This window comes from Candidatus Omnitrophota bacterium (assembly GCA_028715415.1).
Lineage (GTDB): Bacteria > Omnitrophota > Gorgyraeia > Gygaellales > Profunditerraquicolaceae > JAQURX01.
The window spans coordinates 1-20,480 of record JAQURX010000017.1 but is presented as its reverse complement, the minus strand read 5'-3'; the positions used below and the strand labels follow the sequence as shown (position 1 = coordinate 20,480).

25 protein-coding genes and 5 tRNA genes are annotated in these 20,480 nt (G+C 38.7%); all 30 read right to left on the bottom strand.

Annotation, left to right across the window (positions count from 1 at the left end):
- Positions 1-132 precede the first annotated feature (132 nt).
- Complete coding sequence (locus PHO70_07610; GenBank protein ID MDD5432827.1) at positions 133-546, bottom strand: hypothetical protein; 414 nt, start codon at positions 544-546, stop codon at positions 133-135.
- Positions 547-639: 93 nt separating this feature from the next.
- Complete coding sequence (locus PHO70_07605) at positions 640-1,026, bottom strand: hypothetical protein (protein MDD5432826.1); 387 nt, start codon at positions 1,024-1,026, stop codon at positions 640-642.
- A 23-nt stretch (positions 1,027-1,049) separates the two neighbouring features.
- Positions 1,050-1,379: a multidrug efflux SMR transporter gene (locus tag PHO70_07600; GenBank protein MDD5432825.1), complete on the bottom strand. Its 330-nt coding sequence runs from the start codon at positions 1,377-1,379 to the stop codon at positions 1,050-1,052.
- A gap of 26 nt (positions 1,380-1,405) precedes the next feature.
- Positions 1,406-1,490: transfer RNA gene (locus PHO70_07595), tRNA-Ser, on the bottom strand.
- A gap of 185 nt (positions 1,491-1,675) precedes the next feature.
- Positions 1,676-2,527 (bottom strand): cache domain-containing protein, encoded by an 852-nt coding sequence (locus tag PHO70_07590; GenBank protein MDD5432824.1) that lies wholly within the window; start codon positions 2,525-2,527, stop codon positions 1,676-1,678.
- 83 nt (positions 2,528-2,610) lie between these two features.
- Complete coding sequence (locus PHO70_07585) at positions 2,611-3,363, bottom strand: SIMPL domain-containing protein (GenBank protein ID MDD5432823.1); 753 nt, start codon at positions 3,361-3,363, stop codon at positions 2,611-2,613.
- Positions 3,364-3,506: 143 nt separating this feature from the next.
- Positions 3,507-3,594 (bottom strand) — tRNA-Ser (locus PHO70_07580).
- 8 nt (positions 3,595-3,602) lie between these two features.
- Positions 3,603-4,265 (bottom strand): 7-cyano-7-deazaguanine synthase QueC, encoded by a 663-nt coding sequence (gene queC / locus PHO70_07575; protein ID MDD5432822.1) that lies wholly within the window; start codon positions 4,263-4,265, stop codon positions 3,603-3,605.
- A 15-nt stretch (positions 4,266-4,280) separates the two neighbouring features.
- Positions 4,281-4,370, bottom strand: a tRNA-Ser gene (locus PHO70_07570).
- 4 nt (positions 4,371-4,374) lie between these two features.
- On the bottom strand, positions 4,375-5,106 hold the full coding sequence (locus PHO70_07565) for a hypothetical protein (GenBank protein MDD5432821.1): 732 nt from the start codon (positions 5,104-5,106) through the stop codon (positions 4,375-4,377).
- On the bottom strand, positions 5,084-6,361 hold the full coding sequence (gene serS, locus PHO70_07560) for a serine--tRNA ligase (GenBank protein ID MDD5432820.1): 1,278 nt from the start codon (positions 6,359-6,361) through the stop codon (positions 5,084-5,086). Before serS ends, PHO70_07565 begins: the two co-directional genes overlap by 23 nt.
- A gap of 16 nt (positions 6,362-6,377) precedes the next feature.
- The gene (locus PHO70_07555; GenBank protein MDD5432819.1) at positions 6,378-7,826 is read right to left on the bottom strand and encodes an RtcB family protein; all 1,449 of its coding nucleotides are present in this window, start codon (positions 7,824-7,826) and stop codon (positions 6,378-6,380) included.
- Positions 7,819-8,241, bottom strand: a complete 423-nt coding sequence (locus PHO70_07550; protein MDD5432818.1) for an archease — start codon at positions 8,239-8,241, stop codon at positions 7,819-7,821. The genes PHO70_07555 and PHO70_07550 overlap by 8 nt, the downstream gene beginning before the upstream one ends.
- A gap of 20 nt (positions 8,242-8,261) precedes the next feature.
- Positions 8,262-8,334 (bottom strand) — tRNA-Lys (locus PHO70_07545).
- Between the two features lie 54 nt (positions 8,335-8,388).
- A complete protein-coding gene (locus PHO70_07540; GenBank protein MDD5432817.1) occupies positions 8,389-8,628 on the bottom strand; it encodes a hypothetical protein in 240 nt (79 codons plus the stop codon).
- Between the two features lie 20 nt (positions 8,629-8,648).
- Positions 8,649-8,721: transfer RNA gene (locus tag PHO70_07535), tRNA-Arg, on the bottom strand.
- Positions 8,722-8,741: 20 nt separating this feature from the next.
- Positions 8,742-9,461 carry a radical SAM protein gene (locus PHO70_07530; GenBank protein ID MDD5432816.1) on the bottom strand — a complete coding sequence of 240 codons (720 nt, stop codon included), beginning with the start codon at positions 9,459-9,461 and terminating at the stop codon, positions 8,742-8,744.
- 75 nt (positions 9,462-9,536) lie between these two features.
- The gene (locus PHO70_07525; protein ID MDD5432815.1) at positions 9,537-9,809 is read right to left on the bottom strand and encodes a glycogen-binding domain-containing protein; all 273 of its coding nucleotides are present in this window, start codon (positions 9,807-9,809) and stop codon (positions 9,537-9,539) included.
- A 58-nt stretch (positions 9,810-9,867) separates the two neighbouring features.
- Entirely contained in the window at positions 9,868-10,671 is an 804-nt protein-coding gene (gene lpxI, locus PHO70_07520) for a UDP-2,3-diacylglucosamine diphosphatase LpxI (protein MDD5432814.1), read from the bottom strand.
- A gap of 1 nt (position 10,672) precedes the next feature.
- Entirely contained in the window at positions 10,673-11,458 is a 786-nt protein-coding gene (lpxA, locus tag PHO70_07515; protein ID MDD5432813.1) for an acyl-ACP--UDP-N-acetylglucosamine O-acyltransferase, read from the bottom strand.
- A 4-nt stretch (positions 11,459-11,462) separates the two neighbouring features.
- Positions 11,463-12,788, bottom strand: a complete 1,326-nt coding sequence (locus PHO70_07510; protein ID MDD5432812.1) for a bifunctional UDP-3-O-[3-hydroxymyristoyl] N-acetylglucosamine deacetylase/3-hydroxyacyl-ACP dehydratase — start codon at positions 12,786-12,788, stop codon at positions 11,463-11,465.
- Positions 12,785-13,816, bottom strand: coding sequence for a UDP-3-O-(3-hydroxymyristoyl)glucosamine N-acyltransferase (gene lpxD, locus PHO70_07505; GenBank protein ID MDD5432811.1), 1,032 nt, complete (start codon positions 13,814-13,816; stop codon positions 12,785-12,787). The genes PHO70_07510 and lpxD overlap by 4 nt, the downstream gene beginning before the upstream one ends.
- Before the next feature lie 98 nt (positions 13,817-13,914).
- Positions 13,915-14,424: an OmpH family outer membrane protein gene (locus PHO70_07500; GenBank protein MDD5432810.1), complete on the bottom strand. Its 510-nt coding sequence runs from the start codon at positions 14,422-14,424 to the stop codon at positions 13,915-13,917.
- A gap of 34 nt (positions 14,425-14,458) precedes the next feature.
- The gene (gene bamA, locus PHO70_07495; GenBank protein ID MDD5432809.1) at positions 14,459-16,879 is read right to left on the bottom strand and encodes an outer membrane protein assembly factor BamA; all 2,421 of its coding nucleotides are present in this window, start codon (positions 16,877-16,879) and stop codon (positions 14,459-14,461) included.
- Between the two features lie 43 nt (positions 16,880-16,922).
- Entirely contained in the window at positions 16,923-18,260 is a 1,338-nt protein-coding gene (gene dnaB, locus PHO70_07490) for a replicative DNA helicase (protein MDD5432808.1), read from the bottom strand.
- A gap of 17 nt (positions 18,261-18,277) precedes the next feature.
- Positions 18,278-18,721, bottom strand: coding sequence for a 50S ribosomal protein L9 (gene rplI / locus PHO70_07485; protein MDD5432807.1), 444 nt, complete (start codon positions 18,719-18,721; stop codon positions 18,278-18,280).
- 24 nt (positions 18,722-18,745) lie between these two features.
- Complete coding sequence (gene rpsR, locus PHO70_07480; GenBank protein MDD5432806.1) at positions 18,746-18,949, bottom strand: 30S ribosomal protein S18; 204 nt, start codon at positions 18,947-18,949, stop codon at positions 18,746-18,748.
- Positions 18,950-19,007: 58 nt separating this feature from the next.
- On the bottom strand, positions 19,008-19,445 hold the full coding sequence (ssb, locus tag PHO70_07475) for a single-stranded DNA-binding protein (protein MDD5432805.1): 438 nt from the start codon (positions 19,443-19,445) through the stop codon (positions 19,008-19,010).
- Between the two features lie 31 nt (positions 19,446-19,476).
- Positions 19,477-19,761 carry a 30S ribosomal protein S6 gene (gene rpsF, locus PHO70_07470; GenBank protein ID MDD5432804.1) on the bottom strand — a complete coding sequence of 95 codons (285 nt, stop codon included), beginning with the start codon at positions 19,759-19,761 and terminating at the stop codon, positions 19,477-19,479.
- The gene (gene pth, locus PHO70_07465) at positions 19,754-20,335 is read right to left on the bottom strand and encodes an aminoacyl-tRNA hydrolase (protein ID MDD5432803.1); all 582 of its coding nucleotides are present in this window, start codon (positions 20,333-20,335) and stop codon (positions 19,754-19,756) included. Before pth ends, rpsF begins: the two co-directional genes overlap by 8 nt.
- Positions 20,336-20,480: the final 145 nt, after the last annotated feature.

Sequence of the window (20,480 nt, the reverse complement as noted above, 5' to 3'; positions counted from 1 at the left end):
TTGTTAAACCAAAAATTTCAATTTGAAGTTCCGCTAAAAACAATAAATAGAATAGCTACTGTTAAAATAACTAGGATTATTGCAATATGGAAGAAATATTTATGCTTTATTATACGTTCAAACATTTTACCTCTATTTGCCGTATATAGCGGCGATTATCATCCCTTCCAAAGGAGACTTAATCAACCCAAGAATTGTCCAGTAGATAGTAACGGTAGTTGCAACTGTCATAAACGTATATGTAGCAAACATACCCGGCAGCATTCCAACTGCCCATACACATAACCCGAAAACAGCGCCTTTTACAAGCTTATTCTTGCCCGGAAGACCTTTTTGTATCAAAGCATAAACAACAGCAAGAAGGATGCTCAAAACAAGGCTGCCTATCATGTACTTTGCACCAGGCGCTCCTTCCATCGGCTTCCATACGTTAGTCGGTTCCAATTTATACACCCAGCTAAAAATACCGCCGCATGTTACCATGCCCAAGATTGCGTTAAAAACAGTTACTGCCACTCCTGCGAGAACTACTTTTCCTATCTTCATAACAATATCCTCCCGTTATTTCTCCAACTTAAGATAACAGTCAAAACCCTTTGAGACATATTCTATCACAAGGGACTTAATGAACCACTAAAATTACTTTTTATATATTTTATTTTCCGGGCTGATTTCTTTTGTTTTTAAATCAAGTGTAAACTCGTCATTTGCTTCATTAAGTATTATCAATTTACCATCTTTAACTTCAACTTTAGTAATAAAAATATCCTGCACATCACGTTCTATCTTATTGTCATATTCTATAGTATAAATCTTAAGTACCCACAAAAGCTTATTTGTTTTATTATCCCACGCTTCAATATATCCTCCATTTTGAAATCGATTACCGGAAGTATCCCAATGAGAAACAACATATTTGATTTCATCATGAATGATGGGTGATACATCTTTCGGCATAGGGCGGTCTGCAAATACGCTCGAGAAAATTGCAAAGGTGATTACTAAAATAATTTGGATTATCTTCATTATAAAACAACTTTCTATATTTATTAATGAATGACGCTCTTTGAAAAGAGATTTATGACTAAGACACCTGCAAATATAAGCGCTATTCCTATTATAGCTGGAATATCCATAGCCTGCTTGTAAAAAAATAACCCAACAAGAGCGATAAGGACAATCCCAATCCCACACCAAATAGCATAAGCTATACCTAGTGGAATATATTTTAAAGCAAGTGATAGGAAGTAAAAAGCAATACCATACCCAACAACGACAATAGTCGATGGGACTAATTTTGTGAATCCCTCGGATAGCTTTAGAGAAGAGGTTGCAACTACTTCACCCAATATTGCGGTAATCAAATAAATCCAATGCATAAGACTCCATTACTAATTATTAAAAACGGAGAGGCAGGGATTCGAACCCTGGGAACCTTGCGGCTCACATGTTCTCCAGACATGCCCGTTCGACCGCTCCGGCACCTCTCCAAAATTTATGTATTAACCGTTCGACCGTCCCTTTCGCTCGCATCCGCTCGCTCCAGGGACTTCCTCGCTCCGCAGAGCTTCGCTCGGTCGCTCCGGCACCTCTCCAAAATTTATACTCAAAACGAATAAGTATAACACATCGCCTTAAAATAGACAAACTTAAAAACGCCTATGCCTTAGTGCTATTATTTCTCTGCCGCCGGAACTGCCTCCGAAGCCTTAGGCTGTGCAAGCGTCCTTCCTATCTCCATCGCTACCACGCGCCACTCTGTCCCATATAGTGAAACAGTATCCCAAGCCGCAATTTTTTGAACAAGAGCTTTGTCTTTGAGCCCATCAGCGTAAAAATCATACGAACCGGCGCCATCCTTCTTCAAGGCAACGGTCTTGGAAAACTCAACCAAATCTTCAAAAGGCTTAAACATACTATCAGAAAATATATTCTTCCCGATTTCTTCGGGATCTGCATCGTATACAAGAAGTCCATTCTTCTGCATTACCCATATCTTGCAAGGTTGGTCCTCAACAAGCGGTTTTAAAAAATCTTCATATCTTATTAACATCCTTACCGCACCTAATAATTCGCCGTTCTTCTCAGAAAATATCGGGTATCCTATATTTATTGCATGCATACCTTCAGAGGCATGATAGACATCGCTCATTTCAGGTTTCTTTGCCTTTAAAAGAGAAATAACTGAAGGCAAATCGCTTCTATCAGTGCCCTCATATTTCTTGTATTCTGCGGGTTCAACGGTAATTTTTATACCATTTACATCAACAATAGAACAATCAACGACATATGGACGGAATTTACGCAAATTATTTAAAATCTTTCGCGCGGCGTCTCCTTTTAAATCAGTAGCAGACAAATCTTTTGCTGCAGCACTTAGATCTTGGTCTATTTCCACAAAAGTAGAATTAATGGACTGCTTAACGTTTTCAAGAACCGGCATAATATTACCAATGTCAGCGGCGGCAAATACATTTGAGGCAGTGAACACCATGATTCCTAAAACTAACACAACCAGTTTCTTCATGCCTTCCTCCTTTTAATTTATTCGCTCTACATTATAACAAAATTTGACCAAAATGATAACAAGGAATTCAAGAATTCCACTGCTTAATCGCTTATCGCAAACTCCACATTTACCACAGCATTAACTTTCTTCTCATAAGAAGTCGTGTCATTTAAACCCCAGTCTGAAACATCAAAGGAATTAACCGGTGTAATCTGAAACACCCCCATGCGTGCAGATCGTATTCGGCCGATTTTATTGCCGGAAGCCTTAGCCATTGATTCAGCGCGCTTCTTGGCATTTTCAGATGCCTCAGAAAGCATCTCTAATTTAAGTTCGGGAAGCTTAGTATAGAAATATTCAGGCGATTGAGATATAATCTCAAGCCCATTTTCTATAAGCTCAGTTGCCTGCCGAGAAATTTCAGCTATCCTTAAAACATCACTTGACCGAACTTCTACCTCTTGGGCTAAAATATAAGCTTCTATTACATTAGTATCATTACCCTTATCATTCTTCTTGTATAATACAGTTGTCGTAACCGGGGCAACAATAATCTCGCTTTCTTTAACGCCTTTATCAAATAAATATTTTTTTACTATCTCAAGATCTTCCTTCAACAAATCAAAAGCAACCACCATTTTTACTTCTCTGCGGGAAAAATTTAGCCTCCAGACAATAGCATCAGAGATTATATTCTTCTCAGCTGAACCGGTGACTTTAATCACCTGCTCTGAGAATTTCTTCATCTGCAATATCCCTTTCGAGAGAATCACAGTTGAAGTAATTGTCGCTACTACAAAACAAATTCCCAGAATAATTATCTGGGTGCTGCGCAAAACTTTTATTCCATCCATATCCCACCCCTTATACTAAAAAAAATTAATAAATAAAACCTTCGCCGGCATACTTTTTGCCAACGAAGGCTTTAGTTTTTTATATTCGAAATTTCTCTTTTGTAAACACGAGACACTACCTAGTTGATCAATGTATATAAACATGGCGGAGAGTGGAGGATTTGAACCTCCGATCCCTTGCAGGATAACGGTTTTCGAGACCGCCGCATTCGACCACTCTGCCAACTCTCCAATAAATACTAATCCTGATATTTAATTGGATCTATTATTTCTGCCTTGCGGAATGCCTCAAGCCTTTCCTGACAGGCTCCGCATTTTCCACAAGCTAACGCCCCACCTTTGTAACAAGTCCATGTAAGGGAATAATCAACACCTAAACTCTTGCCTTTTATTGCAATATCTCCCTTATCAAAATCCAAATAAGGCGCCTCTAATTCAACCACATCCCAATCTGCCAAAGCGATAGGGCGCTTCATCGCTTCTACAAATTCTTTTCTGCAATCAGGATAAATCGTATGGTCTCCGGCATGAGCGCCATAAAAAACTTTTTTTGCACCGATAGTTATCGCGTAACCAACAGCTAAAGACAAAAGAATCATATTCCTGTTAGGAACAATGGTAAGCTTCATATTCTCTCCATTGTAATTACCTTCAGGAACTAATATGTTTTTAGAAGTAAGTGCACTTGCGCTCAAAATTTCTTTGCCTACCTTAGCCAAATCGATTATCTTATGCGGAACTTTTAATTTGGCACAAGTTTTCTTAATAAATTTTAATTCTTTAACATGCCTCTGGCTGTAATTGACACTTAAAGCATAAACTTCATAACCTTGATCTAAAATATCGTATAGCAAGGTTGTGCTGTCCATGCCTCCGGAGGCGATAATCACTGCTTTTTTCATATTAAGTTTGAAGAATGGCGGTGGGGGTGGGATTCGAACTCACGTTGGGCTTACGCCCAAAACAGTTTTCAAGACTGCCGCATTCGACCGCTCTGCCACCCCACCAAATTTATCCTAAGAAAAGCTGCTTAAATACTGCGTAAATAATTCCGCTGGCTTTTAGGTAAGCGCTATCAAAGAAATTGATAAAAGAAAACTCTTTAAACATAACATTTAAGAATAAACTTAGCAAGATTAAATTAATAAGCCAGATAAATGAAAATCCGAAGATATAATTGCCTTTTAAAAAATCGCCCTTTCTAGTGCGAAGTGACTTAGCAGCAAATACAAGATGCAAAGTAATAGTAAAGCCGAAAAGAAAAACAGAATAATTAACAATCCTCGGGTCTTTATATATTAGAAATAAAAGCGTATAGAAAAAGAAAACTAACAACGAATAAATCGGCAGAAGATTAGGCGCTATCCTAACCAGCGGCTTAAAGAAGTTAAATAAAAGCTCCATTATCTTATGCCCTCTTGTGTAAATTTGCGCCGGCTCCCAGATAAACAGATAAATCAACAAGAAAGCAATAACTCCATTCCAAAACAAAACCTGAAGCGAATGCTGGATAAGGCCAAATTCTTTTAAGAATGCTAATGTGGATGAATACACAAAAGGCAAAAAACAAATCCCTAAAAGGAATTTGACAACCTGGAAGAATTTATTTGAAAAAATAGAAACCTTCTCAGATACTTTATCAGATACTTTATCTTTAAAACTAGTATCCTTAAAATCAAAATCTCCGCCCTTAAACTTCGGGCCAAAGTCCCCTTTTATCTCAGGAAATTCTTTCCTTGCCATCCATATACGGCCTTAATACCTCAGGTATTAATATTGTGCCGTCCTTTTGCTGATAATTTTCTAATATCGCAATCACTGTGCGCGCTAAAGCTACTCCTGAACCATTTAATGTATGAAGATATTCGGTAACTTTTTTCCCGTCTTCAGCCTTTCTTCTAAATCTTATATTTGCGCGCCTTGCCTGAAAACTTTCAAAATTACTGCAGCTTGAAACCTCAAGCCATTTATCAACTCCTGCAGCATACGCTTCTAAATCATAACATTTGCTAGCCGAGAAACTTAAATCCTGTGTTGCCAGCATAAGCACGCGATAAGGAAGCCCGAGTGCTTGCAAAATTTCCTCAGCGTCTCCTAATAGTTTTTCTAATTCATCATAAGAAGTTTCCGGTTTAACAAACTTCACCATCTCAACTTTATCAAATTGATGCACACGGGTTAAGCCTTTTGTGTCTTTGCCGTAAGAACCCGCCTCTCTTCTAAAACATGCTGTATAGGCAGTGTAATAAATCGGCAGCTTCTCTTCTTCCAATACTTCATCGCGGAAAATATTGGTTACCGGAACTTCAGCTGTAGGAATTAAGAATAAATCGTCATCCTTTAAACGATACATGTCTTCTTCTAATTTTGGAAGCTGCCCTGTCCCGGTCATGGAAGCACGATTAACTAAAAAAGGCGGGAAGATTTCGGTATACCCGTGCTTTCTGGTATGAAAATCAAGCATAAAATTAATTAATGCTCTTTCTAATTTCGCACCCCAGCCCTTATATAATATCCAGTTAGAGCCGGTAATTTTTGTTGCGCGCGGCAAATCAATAATGTCTAAATTCTGTGCTATTTCAATATGTGTTAAAGGCTTAAATCCAAGTTTAGGCGGCTCACCCCATGAACGCACAATCTTGTTACAAGTCGGATCTCCACGGGGAATTGACGCATGTGGGATATTAGGAATAGTTAAAACTTGGCTGCCTAATTCAACATCAATTTCTTTAATTTTATTCTCTAATTCACCAATCTTGCTAGAGATTTCCTTCATTGATTCAATTTTAGGCTTGGCATCCTGCTTTGTTTTAAGCAAAACACTTATTTCATCATTTGCCTTATTTCTTTTTGCTCTTAAATCTTCAAGCTCAGCTAAAACTTGGCGCTTGGAATCATAAAGGCTTACCAAACCGTCCAGATCAATTTTTAAATTACGATCTTGCAATGATTTCTTTACCAAATCAACGTTTTCACGAATAAATCTTATATCGAGCATTGAACTCCTTAAGTTTTTATCCTTTAATTACACCAACCGGCCGCATTCTGCAGACGCGCTTGGAAATTCCCGCATTATGCACCACGTTAACCACGTCATTTACATCTTTATATGCCTGCGGAGCCTCTTCTACTATTGTTCCTCGGCCCGAAGCTTTGACTATTATACCCTTAGATTCCAATTCCTTCAAGAGTGTATTCAAATTTATGGACTTAGTCGCTGCAGTGCGGGATTTAACGCGTCCAGCACCATGACAGGTAGAATAAAATGTTTCTACTGCTTTTTCTGTCCCGACAAGCAGATATGAATTACGTCCCATGTCCCCGGGAATAATTACAGGCTGTCCTGTTCTTTTATACCTATCGGGTAACGCCGGATGCCCCGGAGGAAATGCGCGGGTGGCTCCTTTACGATGAACGCAGAGCTTTTTTTCTTTTCCGTTTATATTATAAGTTTCAATCTTTGCGATATTATGTGCCACATCATAAATTAAAGACATTCCTAACTTTTCCCAACCCATACAGAAGACTTTTTCAAAAGCAAGACGAGTCAAATGCATGAGACACTGTCTGTTTGCCCAGGCATAATTTGCCGCGCATCGCATTGCGTTTAAATAATTTTGCGCTTCCGGAGAATTTACCGGCGCACAGGCTAGCTGGCGATCTGGAACATTTATATTATATTTATGCAGACAATTAACCATCGTGCGCAATGAATCTTCACAAACCTGATAACCTAATCCGCGCGAGCCGGAATGAATCATTACCATAACCTGTCCTAAATTAAGGCCAAACTCATCGCAAATCTTTGCGTCATAAAGCTGATCAATTACTTGAACCTCTAAAAAATGATTTCCCGAGCCAAGCGTTCCCGATTGCGCCTTACCTCTCTCATACGCTCTGTCAGATACAGCATCAGGATCAGCACCAGTAATTGCGCCATTCTCCTCGGTACATTCCAAATCATCTTGAGTTCCGTAACCCTTTGCAACCGCCCATTTAGAGCCTTTTACTAAAATTTCTTTTTCTTCTTTATTGCCTACTCTTATATCGCCCTTTGAACCAACTCCAGCAGGCACATCTGAAAACAAAGTATAAACCAAATCTTTAATCTTATCTTTTATATCTTCAAATTGCAGGTTAGTCCTAAGTAAACGCACTCCGCAATTTATATCAAAACCAACTCCCCCGGGAGAAACTACTCCACCTTCTTCAATATCAGTTGCCGCAACCCCACCAATCGGGAATCCATAACCCCAGTGGATATCCGGCATTGCCAAAGACGCATTCACAATCCCCGGCAAGAACGCTACATTAGCCACCTGCTCAAGCGCTTTATCCTGATAGATATCCTTGAGCAATTTTTCATCGGCATAAATAATCCCCGGTACGCGCATCCCGGGCTTATAACTTTTCGGAATCCGCCATCGGAAATCATCAATCTTTTCTAATTGTATACTAGACATCAAATATAACCTCAGCTACCCAACCTGAACCCGTTTTTTCTACCTTTAATTCGTGATAAGTCGCAGCTTTAATTTCAGTATTTACTTTATAATTCTTTATATCAACACCAATTGCAACTACTTCAATACAATTTTCATCAACCTTACTAATCTCAAAACCTTCAAAAATTAAACATTCAACAGCTGATAAAGACAATAATTCATTAAGCCAATTAATAAATAACTCTTCAATATTATTTGCTTTAAGCGCGACGATTATTTTGTGTTTTTCTTTATCTTTTGCGGGAAGTTTCTCTGCAGAGATTTGAAATAAGGCAAGTCCTGATTTACTAAAAAGGCCTACTAAATCTTTAGCTTTTACCCTGATGCCTACATCTGCGGTATGCTCAATTAATTCAAAATCCTTCTCAACCACTAAACACCCGGGAAATTTAGTGGGCCATGTTGGAGTCGAACCAACGACCTTGACATTAAGAGTGTCCTGCTCCACCAATTGAGCTAATGGCCCGAAATCTAATTATTAAGGGTATTATTTTAACCTAAATCAGGCGGGAAGTCAATCTTAAAACTGAGGCATCATTTTAATATAAATATCTATAGTTTTAAGCGAATTAGCTGTTAAATGCCATAGCAAAACAGTCAAGATCGCGATAACAACGGTAATTATTACTTTCAGTTTAATACTAAGATGTGGATTAAACCAAAGCAAAGGGAGTGCTAATGGCCCGACAGCTAAAAAAGCAACCACCAAAAATGACGTCTTAAAATACCATTTTTGTTTATCTTTATGTTCTTCGTTCATTTAACCTTCAATCTTTATAACGCGCTCGGCGAGAGTCGAACTCGCAACGCCTAGCTCCGAAGGCTAGCGCTCTATCCATTGAGCTACGAGCGCATAGTAAATGCGCACTTGCGCTAAATAACCTCACATTTATCGCCAAATATTTTCTTAATTTTAATTAATTTATATTTTCCGACGGATAAAACGTGGTTTTCCGCGGTTGAACGCACAGGTGAATTTAGTTGAATTTTATCAGGATTAATCCTATCTATCACTTCTTTCATTTTTTTAATATGCCTTAAATCGTCATTCACCCCGCGCACAAGCATAATCTCCAACCAAATCTTTCCACGGAATTCCTTGCGTAAATTTATTAAGCCATCAATTATATTCTCAATTTCAATGCCTTGCGTGGGCCTGTCAATTCTTTTAAATGCTTCCGAAGAAACCGCATCCAATGAAGGCACGATCAAATCTGCATTTAATAAACTATTGCGCACCTCTTTATCCCCCAGCAAAGAAGCATTGGTGATAACGCAAACTCGATAAGGCAAAGTCCGCTTTATCTCATCAATAATTTCCCCGATTTTTGTATTAAGAGTCGGCTCTCCTGCTCCTGAGAAAGTAATAAACTCCAGGCTCTTTGCTTCTTCCGGATTGCTTTGCAGCCAAACCCTTAATTCATCAAGGACTTGAGCCTTATTTACATATTCTTTTCTTTCCGAAGAAATAACATTAGCCCTGCCTAACTGGCAATAGATGCAGTCAAAATCGCATATTTTATAGGGAGTTAAACTAACACCTAAGGATAAGCCTAATCTGCGGGATTTTATCGGTCCGTATATATATTTCATCTTAAAAAAATCCCCACCTTCTTAAAGTAACCATAACCTCAAAAAAGGTGGGGAGCAATATTTAATTTAACTATTTTATCTAACTTCTACTACACAATTCTGGGTACCGAAAGAATTGCAAACACAAGAATTACAGCGTGGATCATTAATCCAAGAACCATCAACAAAGAACTTATACTCATGCTTACCGGGCTTTAGGCTAACCTTAACTGCCCAATTTCCTTTTGTATCTTTTTTCGCGGTAAGTTTTTTTGTATCCCAGTTGTTAAAACTGCCTGCGAGCGTAACTCTTTTTGCTTGAGGAGCATAAAGCTTGAATTCTTTTGATTTCGCCTTGACCACTGCCATAACAGCCTCCTTGTTATGTATTATTTATACACTTTAACGCTAAGACTGTCAAGCGTTTTTACACCGCAACAATCGCTAAGCCTTTTTTGTCGGCAAGCTTGACGCTTTCTTCTTTATCTATAAAAAGTGTTTTGTCAGCTTCTATGGCAAGGCATGACGCTTTCGCCCTTGTTAAAACCTTAATCGTATTAAGGCCAACTACCGGAATATCAAACCGCTTGTCCTGCTTTGGTTTACTTACTTTGACGACTACTGCTCCCCCCCGGCTTATCCTTCCTGCCCGCCTGATCAAATTATCAGTTCCTTCAAGCGCTTCCACCGCGACAATCGCCTTGTGTTTAACCGCAACCGTCTGGCCTATGTCAAGAAAGGCTACTGCTTTGGCTAATTCTAAACCAAAATACACATCTTCCCAGGTTGAAAAGTCCGGCTCGTGTTTTGTAAGGGTGCCTTTCTTAGGAAGGAGCTCTTCTATAAATGTTGTTGAATCAATTAGCTCAAAACCTTCTTCTTTTAACTTATCAGCGATAGCCCCGAATATTGTATCTGCCCTTTTATCAACAATGCCGGATAATAAACTTTTTAAAACAGGGTCTTTATTTATTTCTTTACTAAAAAGCCTGCGCGGGGAAATTTGTCCTGCCATAATAATTTTATTAATCCCTTCGGCTTTAAAAATCTTAAACATTGAGCTAAATTCCCCGAGCCCAAGCCAATAAATCTTATCAACATATTTTTTAAGCCTTGAGGATGTATCACCCTTGATTGCCACGGCCACAATACTAAAATTTCTTTTCTTCGCAGCTTGGGCAAAAACAAAAGGAAATTTTCTGTTACCGGCTATTAAGCCAATTTTTTCCATATTATTCTTTGCGGCAGGAACGAACAATGCCTCTTTCAGAAGTTTTTACGAAGTTAACCAAATAAGATGCCTCGGTTGTTAGTTTAACTTCTTTCTCAATCTTTTCCAGAGCATGTTTCGGAGAGAGTCCTTCGGAGAAAAGTATCTTGTAACATCTGCTTAAAGCATGCATTGAATCTTTTGAAATGTTATGCCGCCTTAAACCGATAAGATTTAATCCAAATACGCGGGCAGGATGCCCGTCGCAGGTTGAAAACGGAGGAATGTCCTGCACAACCTTGGAACAGCCACCTATAATTGAAAGTTTACCGATTTTTACAAATTGATGTATGGCAACTAAACCTCCTATTACAGCCATATCTTCAATAGTTACGTGCCCGGCAAGCGTCCCGACATTTGCAATAACACAATTATTTCCAACTATACAATCATGGGCAACATGGGAATAAGCCATAAAAAGATTGCCATTGCCTACTGTTGTTTTCCCGCCTTCTCCTGTACCCGGATTGAAAGTGCAATATTCACGAATCATATTTCCATCGCCAATCTCAAGAAAAACCTTTTCACCTTTAAACTTTAAATCCTGAGGCTTTGAACCAATGACGGCTCCGGTAAATATCTCACAATTCTTTCCGATAGTAGTATTGCCTTCAATAACGCAGTGCGCGCCAATCTTTGTCCCCTCCCCTATCACTGCATTATCTGAAATAATAGAATAAGGCCCTACTATAACGTTATCCGATAATTTTGCTTTTTTTGATACAATCGCTGTTGGATGAATTTCCATAGTTTTAGCTCTCCGGAGAATCAACAATTGAAAACATAAGGTCTGCTTCCGCAACAACCTTACCGTCTACATATGCTTTTCCATGGACCTGCCCTGTCTTAGATTTCATTTTCCCAGCAACTACATCAAACACAAGCTGGTCTCCCGGAACAACGGTCTTTCTAAATTTAACATTATCAATCATCATAAAAAAAGCTAACTTCCCCCTATTTTCTTCCAAAGCAAGCATCATAACACCACCCACCTGAGCCATTGCTTCAACAATAAGGACTCCCGGCATAACAGGCCTGCCCGGGAAATGCCCTCTAAAAAAATAATCATTAATAGTTACATTCTTGATTCCTACTGCGTGCTTGCCTTTTTCCAATTTGGTAACCCTATCCACAAAAAGAAACGGATCGCGATGAGGGAGTATCTTCATTATTGTTTCACAATCCAAAACTTCTCCGTCCTGAATATCTAAGGCCTTTTTCCCTGTGCCAGTTGAATATTTCTTTCTCTGCTGGTCAATACTTTTTGCTAATTTTAGGTTTAAAGAATGCCCGCTTTTTATTGCAATAATATGCGCCTTTATGGGCTGGGCAAGAATACTTAAATCTCCAATCAAATCCAAAATCTTATGGCGCACAAATTCATTATCAAAACGCAGCTTGTTGCCAATTACTCCTGTCGCTCCGACAACAAGGGTGTTCTCATAATTTGCACCAAGTCCAACATTATTACGCTGCAGTTCCTTTGCCTCTTCTTCAAGGCAAAACGTCCTTGCAGGAGCAATTTCACTTGAAAAACTCTCCGGGGTTACAATTAATTCCAGGAATCCGGACTTTAACATAGGATGATCATAATTCAAAGTATAAGAAATCCGGAAATCTTCACTCGGGAGCGCTATAATTGACGAACCGCCTTCTTCAATAAAAATCGGCTCTCTTAAACTAAAGCCGTGTTTCTCTTTATCCTGCTCTTTAATCCCGGCGCCCTTTAATGTTTCAACAAAAACCTGGCTGCTTCCATCTAATCCCGGGACTTCGTTGCTGTCTATTTCAATGTTAATATTATCAATCCCAAGAGCAAATAATGAAGCCATAAGATGCTCTATGGTATGCACCTCAACAGTGCTATTTCCTATAGAAGTCCTACGATGCGCACGTGAAGAAACAATCAATGAATCCGTATTTGCTTTTATCACTGTCTTTTCCGGCATGTCAACGCGGATAAAATTTATCCCAGAATCAATATCTGCCGGTTTAAACTTAAGATTAACCTTATTTGCAGTATGTAAGCCTGCTCCACTAATGGACACTTCTTTAATAATTGTCTTTTGATTAATCATTTTATTCTTTTTTCTAATTCCTCAACCTTCTTTTTAAGTTCGTTGATAGTTTCGTATAATTTAGGCAAATTCTGCACGCAGGCATTTACTTTTATGGCTTTATCATGCGCTCTTGCCGGATAACCGGAAACCATAGTGTTTGCTGGAACAGATTTGGTTATCCCTGCTTGAGCCGCTAATATAGCTCCGTCTCCGATAGTAATATGCCCTACGAGCCCTGCTTGGCCTGCGATAGTAACACCCTTGCCGATTACAGTGCTTCCTGAAATACCTGCTTGTGCAACAATTAAAGAATCATCGCCTACTACGACATTGTGTGCTATATGCACAAGGTTATCTATTTTTGTGCCGCGATGAATAATAGTTTTATCAAAACGCGCCCGGTCAATTGCAGTATTTGCGCCAATTTCAACATCATCCTCAATTTCAACCGTACCAATTTGAGGAATTTTATGATGAAGCCCTTTTATTGTTATAAAACCAAATCCGTCAGCGCCAATTACAGCTCCGCTATGAATAATTACCCTGTCTCCAATGGATATCCGCTCACGAATAGAAACATTTGAATAAATAAGGGTGTCTTTACCTATCTTTGTACCATGCCCGATAAAACAGCCGGAATAAATAAGCGTATTATCCCCGACCACTACTGCGTCTTCGATAACCACATAAGGCCCTATTGCAACATCCTTGCCTATTTTTACATCCTTACCTAACAATGCAGTCGGATGTATTCCTTTAGGCTTACTTGCCTCAACAGGCGCAAAGGAAGAAATAATCTTTGTAAAAGCCAAAGAAGGATTTTCTGTTAATATTAAAGGCTTACTTGCGCCTTTAAAATCCTCTGGCACTACAATTGCCGAAGCATTTGTTTTATCAGCAAGCGGAAAATATTTAGGATTCGCTAAGAAAGTAATATCCCCTTTATTAGCTTCTTTGATCCCGGAAACTCCGGTAATTACAACATTACCGTCCCCAATTATCTTCCCGCCAACAATCTTTGCAATATCTTTAAGAGTCTTCTGCATTTTAAATTTACCCCCACACCAAATTAGCTATATCAGCTGCTATATAAAATTTGGTGTGGGGGTTTATCAAGCGTAATTAAACTTTAAAACAAATTCACTTATTTCTTCGAATAGCCCTTATTCAATAACTCTAATATTTTATCAGTAATGTCCATACTCTTTACCTGATAAACCAGGACACGGTCATTAAATACCATCGTATAGCCTTCCTTTTCAGCATAATTCTTTACCGTGTCTTGTATATTCTTCAGGATCTCTTTCATTTTCTCATCCTGATCTTTACGTAAATCAGTTTGCTTCTGCCTGTCATATTCTTTTAAAACTTTAACCTTGCTTTCCAAATCACCTTTTTTGTTTTCTTTTTCTTTGTCGCTTAAAAGGCTTAGCTTATCCTGAACCGACTTAATTTCATTGACTTTCTTTTCTCTTTCAGCAGTATAAACATTTTCTTTTTCGCTTAAAACTTTATCAAAATCTTTAGTTTTATTGTATTCGCTAAAGAGCCTGCTTAAATCAACATAAGCAAATTTATCCGCTGCTTGTGCTGTTCCAACCAAAAGGCCTAAACCCAAAATTGCTCCAAATAATACAACTGCTTTCCTTCCCATCTTGACCATCCCTCCTGTTTGTTAGTTGCTTTTTTTAAAAATCGTGGCTTGCGCTAAAATGGAACCTTCCGTTACTCTTCTTATCTTCACCTGGAGCTTTTGCCATAGGAATACCGTAATCAAGCCTCATGGGGCCAAGCGGAGTCTTTACTCTGATACCTAATCCTATGCCTGATTTAAAACCACCCGTATTAGTAGAAGTATCCCTCTTTGTACCAATATCTCCCAACCTTGACCAAACATTACCTACATCATAAAAACCTGCCACCTTTAGAAAATTTAATAAAGGATAGGTGTATTCAATATTTCCTACAAGCATCGACTGCCCACCCAAGGGGTCTTTTGAAACAGGATCCGTTGGCCCGACTTTTCTTTCTTCATAACCTCTTATCGTGTCAGCGCCACCGGCAAAAAATCTTTCATATATTGGGATATCGTCCGTATTGCCGAAAGAATCCCCAACACCCACTCTTCCTTTTAGCTCCAACACGGATTTAAAAGGTAAAGGGACATAATGGGAAGCACGGCCATAAAATTTCCAGAAATATTTATCTCCTCCCAGGAACCCTCCAGCATACTGCATCATACCAGTCACAAGCTCGCCTTTTCTTGTTTCAAAAACATTATCGCGTGTATCAAAGCTTAAACTGGGAGTTAAACTGTTAATTATATTTGAACCATCTTCTTTCTTTAAGTCAACAGTGGCGTCTCCAGAAATATTTTTAATTTGAATTTTATCGTGCCTAAATGTTAAATTACCATTAATATATTCAGTAAGCTCCTTACCTAAACGTAAATCACCACCCATGACTTTCTGATCGTAACCATAACCGACATCTTCATCCCTTTTATGGTCGCGCTTGTAAAGATCAAATCCGAAAGAAAACGGATAATCAAAAACCCAAGGATTAGTAAAACTTAATTCAAAACTATTGCTTACCGTACCAAAGGAACCTCTGAATTTTAAATCTTGTCCTCCTCCAGTAAAGTACGGCCAGTTTAACCAATCAAAATTCTTCTGCTCAATCTCCGCAAACCCCACAAAATCATCAACCGTGCTGTAACCTCCGCCGAAACTAAACGAACCGGTTTTTGTCTCTTTAACATCAACAATCAAATCTTTTTTATCTGGAACCTGGGTATCCTCAGTATCATAACTAACCTCTTCAAAGTATCCTAAATTCTTTAGCCTCTCTTTGCTGCGATTTAACTTCGCTCCATCAAATTTATCTCCGGGATAAATCCTTAATTCTCTTCGAATTACAGCATCTTTTGTTTTAACATTGCCCCTTACTTTAATCTTGCTGACATAAGCAACATCATTTTCATCTATATTGTAGGTGATATCAACTCTTCCTGTCTGCGCATTTACGGCAGAGCCTTCCATAACCCGGCAACTAATATAACCGCGGTCAAAATATAAACTTTGAATATTGCTAGCGTCATTTCTCATCCGGTCCTGGCTGAATACTTTACCGGGGAGGCAATCTTTCAAAGCTCCGATTATCTCTTTCTCTTTAATATATTTATTGCCAGAGATAACAACATTTCCGATTGAATACTTTTTTCCTTCAACTATATTAATATAAACATTCAAAAGATAAGATTTCTTAAGATCAGGTTTTACTTCATAGCTCAAAGTTACGTCCGAAAATCCATTATCGCGGTAAAAGGTTTTCAAACGCTCCATGTCTTCTTTGATTACATCGTCTTTTAAAACACCGGCATTAAAAAACCACGCTCTCTTGGTTTTTAAGAGCCTTAGAATACGCGCGGATTTAAAAGATTTGTTTCCTGAAATAATAATCTCCTGGATCCTTACTTTCTTGCCTTCCACAACATTAAACAGGACTTTAGCTTTATTTGTTTCCTTGTCAAGAGAGACATTATAATCAATCTGCACCTGGCTAAAACCAATCTTTTCATACAGCTTTTTAAGGATGCGGATATCTTCGGTCAGATTAGCATAGTCCAAATACTGGCCTTCTTTAGATTTTAGTTGCGGCTTAAGTTTCTCGTCCTTAAGCGAAGCGTGCGTAATCCCCGCAAAATTAATTTTTTCAATTAAAGGCCTTTCAACAACCGTTACAATAACCTTAACTCCGTCTTTATAAGGCTCTGAATCAATCTTTGTGCCTTCGTCAAAGAAACCTAAAAGATAAAGCCGTTTTAAATCATCGCTTATAGCTGTATCAAGGTAAGGGCTTCCCACCCTTGTTTTCATTTTTGAGATTATAGTATTAGTGCTTATCGCTTTGTTGCCTCTTACTTCAATTAAATTAACAATTTTTGCGCTTTCTTGGACAGGGGAAGTTGGATTAACTGCCTTTTCCTGGGATTGCTCAATAGAGGAAACTTTCTGCGCTTTGTTTTCTTCTTGAGCAAAAAGAGAACAAGAGTTGCTTAGCAGTGAAAAAGAAAAAATGAAGGAAAAAACAAGGAATGTTCGTCGCATTATTGAAATATTATATATAAATTAATGGTTTAAATCAATAAAATTATTCAGTCCTAGCAAGATTATCAAATCTGGTGTACTCTTTGATAAATGCTAATTTTACGGAACCAACCGGGCCATTACGCTGCTTTGCGATAATCGCATCGGCAATACCCTGGTTCTCGGACGTAGGGTTATAATACTCTTCCCTTAAAATAAGAACAACCACATCCGCATCCTGCTCTATAGCACCCGACTCTCTTAAATCAGAAAGTTGAGGCCTATGGTCAGTTCGCGATTCAACCGCACGGGAAAGCTGGCTGATTGCTATTAACGGCACACGCAATTCACGAGCTAAGGCTTTTAGAGAACGGGAAATTTCTGAAATCTCCTGCTGCCTGCTCTCTATTCCGCTTGAGCCACGCATAAGCTGCATATAGTCTAAAATAATTAATTTAATATCATGCTGCGATTTAAGGCGGCGTGCTTTGGCACGCAATTCCATTACGGAAATTGCCGGAGTATCATCAATAAAAATTGGCGCTTCTGATAATTTCCCCGCAGCAGCTGTTAAGCGCGGCCAGTCAGAAGTTGCAAGATAACCAGTCCTTACTTTATGTGCATCTACTTTTGCATGTGAACAAAGCATTCTTTGGGCAAGCTGTTCCTTGGACATTTCAAGGCTAAATATTGCAGTTGGGACTTTTTCTATTACCCCTGCGTATTCTGCAATCCCTAACGCAAAAGCACTCTTACCCATAGAAGGCCGGCCCGCAATAATAATTAAATCCGAAGGCTGAAGCCCGGCTGTTTTTAAATCAAAATCAATATAACCGGTAGGAACTCCGGTAACATGGGCTTTATTCTGGTAAAGCTGGTCAATAGTCTCTATGCTATCTTTGACAATTTCTTTTAAATGCAGGTATGACCCCTGGACTTTTTTATCTGTAACTTCAAAAATAAACCTTTCCGCATTATCAACAACCTCATCAACATTGCCATCGCTTTCATAGCATAAAGAAACTATTTTTGTGGCGTTATTTATCAAAGTACGTAAAATATTCTTTTCTTTTACTATTCTTACGTAATGATTGATATTAGCTGCAGTAGGAACTGAATTAACAAGCCCTGTTAAGAAACTCACCCCTCCGACATCTTCAAGCTGATTGCTTCTTTTTAATTCATCAGTCAGGGTAATTAAATCAATTGCCTTGTTAACATTGTAGAGATTAAGAATCGCGTCAAAGATTTTTCTATGGGCATCCTTATAAAAATAGTTACTATTTAAGAATTCAATAGAAACAGCTATCGCTTCCTCAGCTAGCAGCATTGAACCTAAAACTGCCATCTCGGCGTCTAAATTTTGCGGAGGGACTTTTTCTAAAGTTGCTTCGTTTGGCATGTTTGAAAACACAAATTCTACTTCTTTACAATCCAGACTTTGACTTTTGCACTTACTTCCGGATGCAGCTTAACAGGCACTTCATAAATTCCAAGCGCCTTAATAGGCTCATCTAACAAAATAATATTCTTGTCTATATCCAAGCCTTCTTCTTTAAGAGCCAATGAAATATCGTGCGAAGTAATACTACCGTACAATTTATCTTCCTCTTTAACCAAAGATTGAATTGTCAACGAAATTCCGGAAAGCTTTTCTTTGATTATCTCTGATTCCTTAAGGGCTTTTTCTAATGCTACCGATTTCTTTTCTTTTTCCTGTTCCAGAACTTTAAGGTTAGCCGAATTTAAAGGGATAGCTAATTTATTTGGAAAAAGAAAATTACGCGCAAACCCGTCTTTTACTTTAACAACAGCGCCAATTTTACCGATTTTATCAACATCTTGTTTTAATATTACTTCCATGGGTCCTCCCTCTTTGAAACTAAATTAACGAACGTAAGGAACAATTGAAACAAAACGTGCTTTTCTCATCGCGTCCGCAAGAACCCTTTGATGCTTAGCGCAGTTTCCCGAAACACGCGTTGAAACAATCTTGCCTCTTTCGGTAATAAAAGATTCCAATCTCTTGGCATCTTTATAATCAATTACTTTTACTTTATCCGCGCAGAAACGGCAAAATTTCTTTCTCATTACATGAGTATCAAATTTTTTCTTACCTGCTAACTTTGTTTTACCCTTACCAAATGTTTTAACTCTCATTAGATATATCCTCGCTTTCTTCTAACCATGCTGATTCAGTTGATTCGCCCTGTCCAACCTCTCCGGAAGGGACACTTGCCGAGCCCCTTGACGAGCTTGGCGAGCCTAAAAACTGCACTCGTTCTGCCCTGACCTCAATAACACTGCGTTTTTGGCCGGCGTTATCTTCCCAAGAGCGCGATTGAAGTATGCCCTCAACAAAAACAGCGCTTCCTTTATGTAAATATTGATTGCAAGTCTCTGCTTGCTTACTCCAAACTACAGCCGTGATAAAACATACCTCTTCCTTCATCTCTTGGTTCTTATTCTTGTATTTACGATTCACCGCAAGCCGCAAGTTTGCAACAGCAACTCCCTGAGGAGTATAACGCAGCTCGGGATCTTTTGTAAGGTTACCCATCAATAAAACTTTATTGTAACTAGCCATTGCCACAAACCTCCTATTTACTTAAAACTAACTAAAGCCTGGATACGAGAACACGCAAAATACTCTCATTAATCCTATAGGCCTGCCTTATTTCTTTGACGCCCGGAGCAGGAAGATCAAAATTAACCAGATAATACAATCCTTCCTGGAATTTCTTGATCGGAAAGTAAAGTTTTTTCCTCTCCGCCCAAACGGCAGCCTGAGTAACAACGCCGCTATTTTTAGTTATGGATTCTCCGATCTGATTAAATAAAGTTTTTCTTTCTTCTTCCGATAAATCCGGCTTAATAATAAACATCGCTTCGTACTTATTCATTCTGTTTACTCCTCTTGTTAAAATTATTCATTGCTTCTGTTATGCCCTTAGTAACCCAAACAAGGCAGCATTGAGAGGCTTGCTCAAGCGCCTCACTTATTAACTCTTTTTCTTTTGCCTGAAATCTAGACAATACATAATCGCTTGGATCAATTTGTCTTGGCGGCCTGCCGATGCCGATACGTAAACGCGCAAATTCATCGGTAGAAAGAGATTTGATAATTGATTCCATCCCTCTCTGGCCTCCTGATGTGCCGCTTGGCCTGGCCTTAATCCTGCCAATATCCAAATCCATATCATCACAAATTATCAAAAGATCGCTTATATCAGCTTTGTATTTCTTAAGAAGAGGTTTAACAGCATTGCCGGATAAATTCATGAATGTTAACGGCATTGCTAACGCTACAAACTCTCCATGTATCCTACCTTTTCCGCTTATTGAAGAAATGAAAAAATCTTTTTTTAAGGATATTTTATAAGCTTTTGCCAAAGACTTGATTGCGGAAAACCCGATATTGTGCCTTGAATCGGCGTATTTATCTCCAGGGTTGCCTAAGCCTACAATTAATTTCATTCCTTATTTCTTTTCTTCCTTCTTTTCTTCAGATTTCTTCTCTTCGCCGCCTTCAGCAGGGTCTTCTTTCTTCTCTTTAATAACTTCCGGTTCCTGCTTAGCTTCACCTTCAACAGCTTCAGGCCCAACTTCTTCTTTCATCGGA

Bases quoted from the DNA above. Each gene is read 5' to 3' on its own strand.
- lpxD (MDD5432811.1), bottom strand. From the start codon at position 13,816: ATGCAGAAGACTCTTAAAGATATTGCAAAGATTGTTGGCGGGAAGATA.
- dnaB (MDD5432808.1), bottom strand. From the start codon at position 18,260: ATGCCAAACGAAGCAACTTTAGAAAAAGTCCCTCCGCAAAATTTAGAC.
- PHO70_07590 (MDD5432824.1), bottom strand. From the start codon at position 2,527: ATGAAGAAACTGGTTGTGTTAGTTTTAGGAATCATGGTGTTCACTGCC.
- PHO70_07610 (MDD5432827.1), bottom strand. From the start codon at position 546: ATGAAGATAGGAAAAGTAGTTCTCGCAGGAGTGGCAGTAACTGTTTTT.
- PHO70_07565 (MDD5432821.1), bottom strand. From the start codon at position 5,106: ATGGCAAGGAAAGAATTTCCTGAGATAAAAGGGGACTTTGGCCCGAAG.
- queC (MDD5432822.1), bottom strand. From the start codon at position 4,265: ATGAAAAAAGCAGTGATTATCGCCTCCGGAGGCATGGACAGCACAACC.
- lpxI (MDD5432814.1), bottom strand. From the start codon at position 10,671: ATGGAAAAAATTGGCTTAATAGCCGGTAACAGAAAATTTCCTTTTGTT.
- PHO70_07510 (MDD5432812.1), bottom strand. From the start codon at position 12,788: ATGATTAATCAAAAGACAATTATTAAAGAAGTGTCCATTAGTGGAGCA.
- PHO70_07555 (MDD5432819.1), bottom strand. From the start codon at position 7,826: ATGTCTAGTATACAATTAGAAAAGATTGATGATTTCCGATGGCGGATT.
- lpxA (MDD5432813.1), bottom strand. From the start codon at position 11,458: ATGGAAATTCATCCAACAGCGATTGTATCAAAAAAAGCAAAATTATCG.
- bamA (MDD5432809.1), bottom strand. From the start codon at position 16,879: ATGCGACGAACATTCCTTGTTTTTTCCTTCATTTTTTCTTTTTCACTG.
- PHO70_07585 (MDD5432823.1), bottom strand. From the start codon at position 3,363: ATGGATGGAATAAAAGTTTTGCGCAGCACCCAGATAATTATTCTGGGA.
- serS (MDD5432820.1), bottom strand. From the start codon at position 6,361: ATGCTCGATATAAGATTTATTCGTGAAAACGTTGATTTGGTAAAGAAA.
- pth (MDD5432803.1), bottom strand. From the start codon at position 20,335: ATGAAATTAATTGTAGGCTTAGGCAACCCTGGAGATAAATACGCCGAT.
- PHO70_07500 (MDD5432810.1), bottom strand. From the start codon at position 14,424: ATGGGAAGGAAAGCAGTTGTATTATTTGGAGCAATTTTGGGTTTAGGC.
- rpsR (MDD5432806.1), bottom strand. From the start codon at position 18,949: ATGAGAAAGAAATTTTGCCGTTTCTGCGCGGATAAAGTAAAAGTAATT.
- PHO70_07530 (MDD5432816.1), bottom strand. From the start codon at position 9,461: ATGAAATATATATACGGACCGATAAAATCCCGCAGATTAGGCTTATCC.
- PHO70_07540 (MDD5432817.1), bottom strand. From the start codon at position 8,628: ATGAACGAAGAACATAAAGATAAACAAAAATGGTATTTTAAGACGTCA.
- rplI (MDD5432807.1), bottom strand. From the start codon at position 18,721: ATGGAAGTAATATTAAAACAAGATGTTGATAAAATCGGTAAAATTGGC.
- PHO70_07525 (MDD5432815.1), bottom strand. From the start codon at position 9,809: ATGGCAGTGGTCAAGGCGAAATCAAAAGAATTCAAGCTTTATGCTCCT.
- PHO70_07600 (MDD5432825.1), bottom strand. From the start codon at position 1,379: ATGCATTGGATTTATTTGATTACCGCAATATTGGGTGAAGTAGTTGCA.
- ssb (MDD5432805.1), bottom strand. From the start codon at position 19,445: ATGGCTAGTTACAATAAAGTTTTATTGATGGGTAACCTTACAAAAGAT.
- PHO70_07605 (MDD5432826.1), bottom strand. From the start codon at position 1,026: ATGAAGATAATCCAAATTATTTTAGTAATCACCTTTGCAATTTTCTCG.
- rpsF (MDD5432804.1), bottom strand. From the start codon at position 19,761: ATGAATAAGTACGAAGCGATGTTTATTATTAAGCCGGATTTATCGGAA.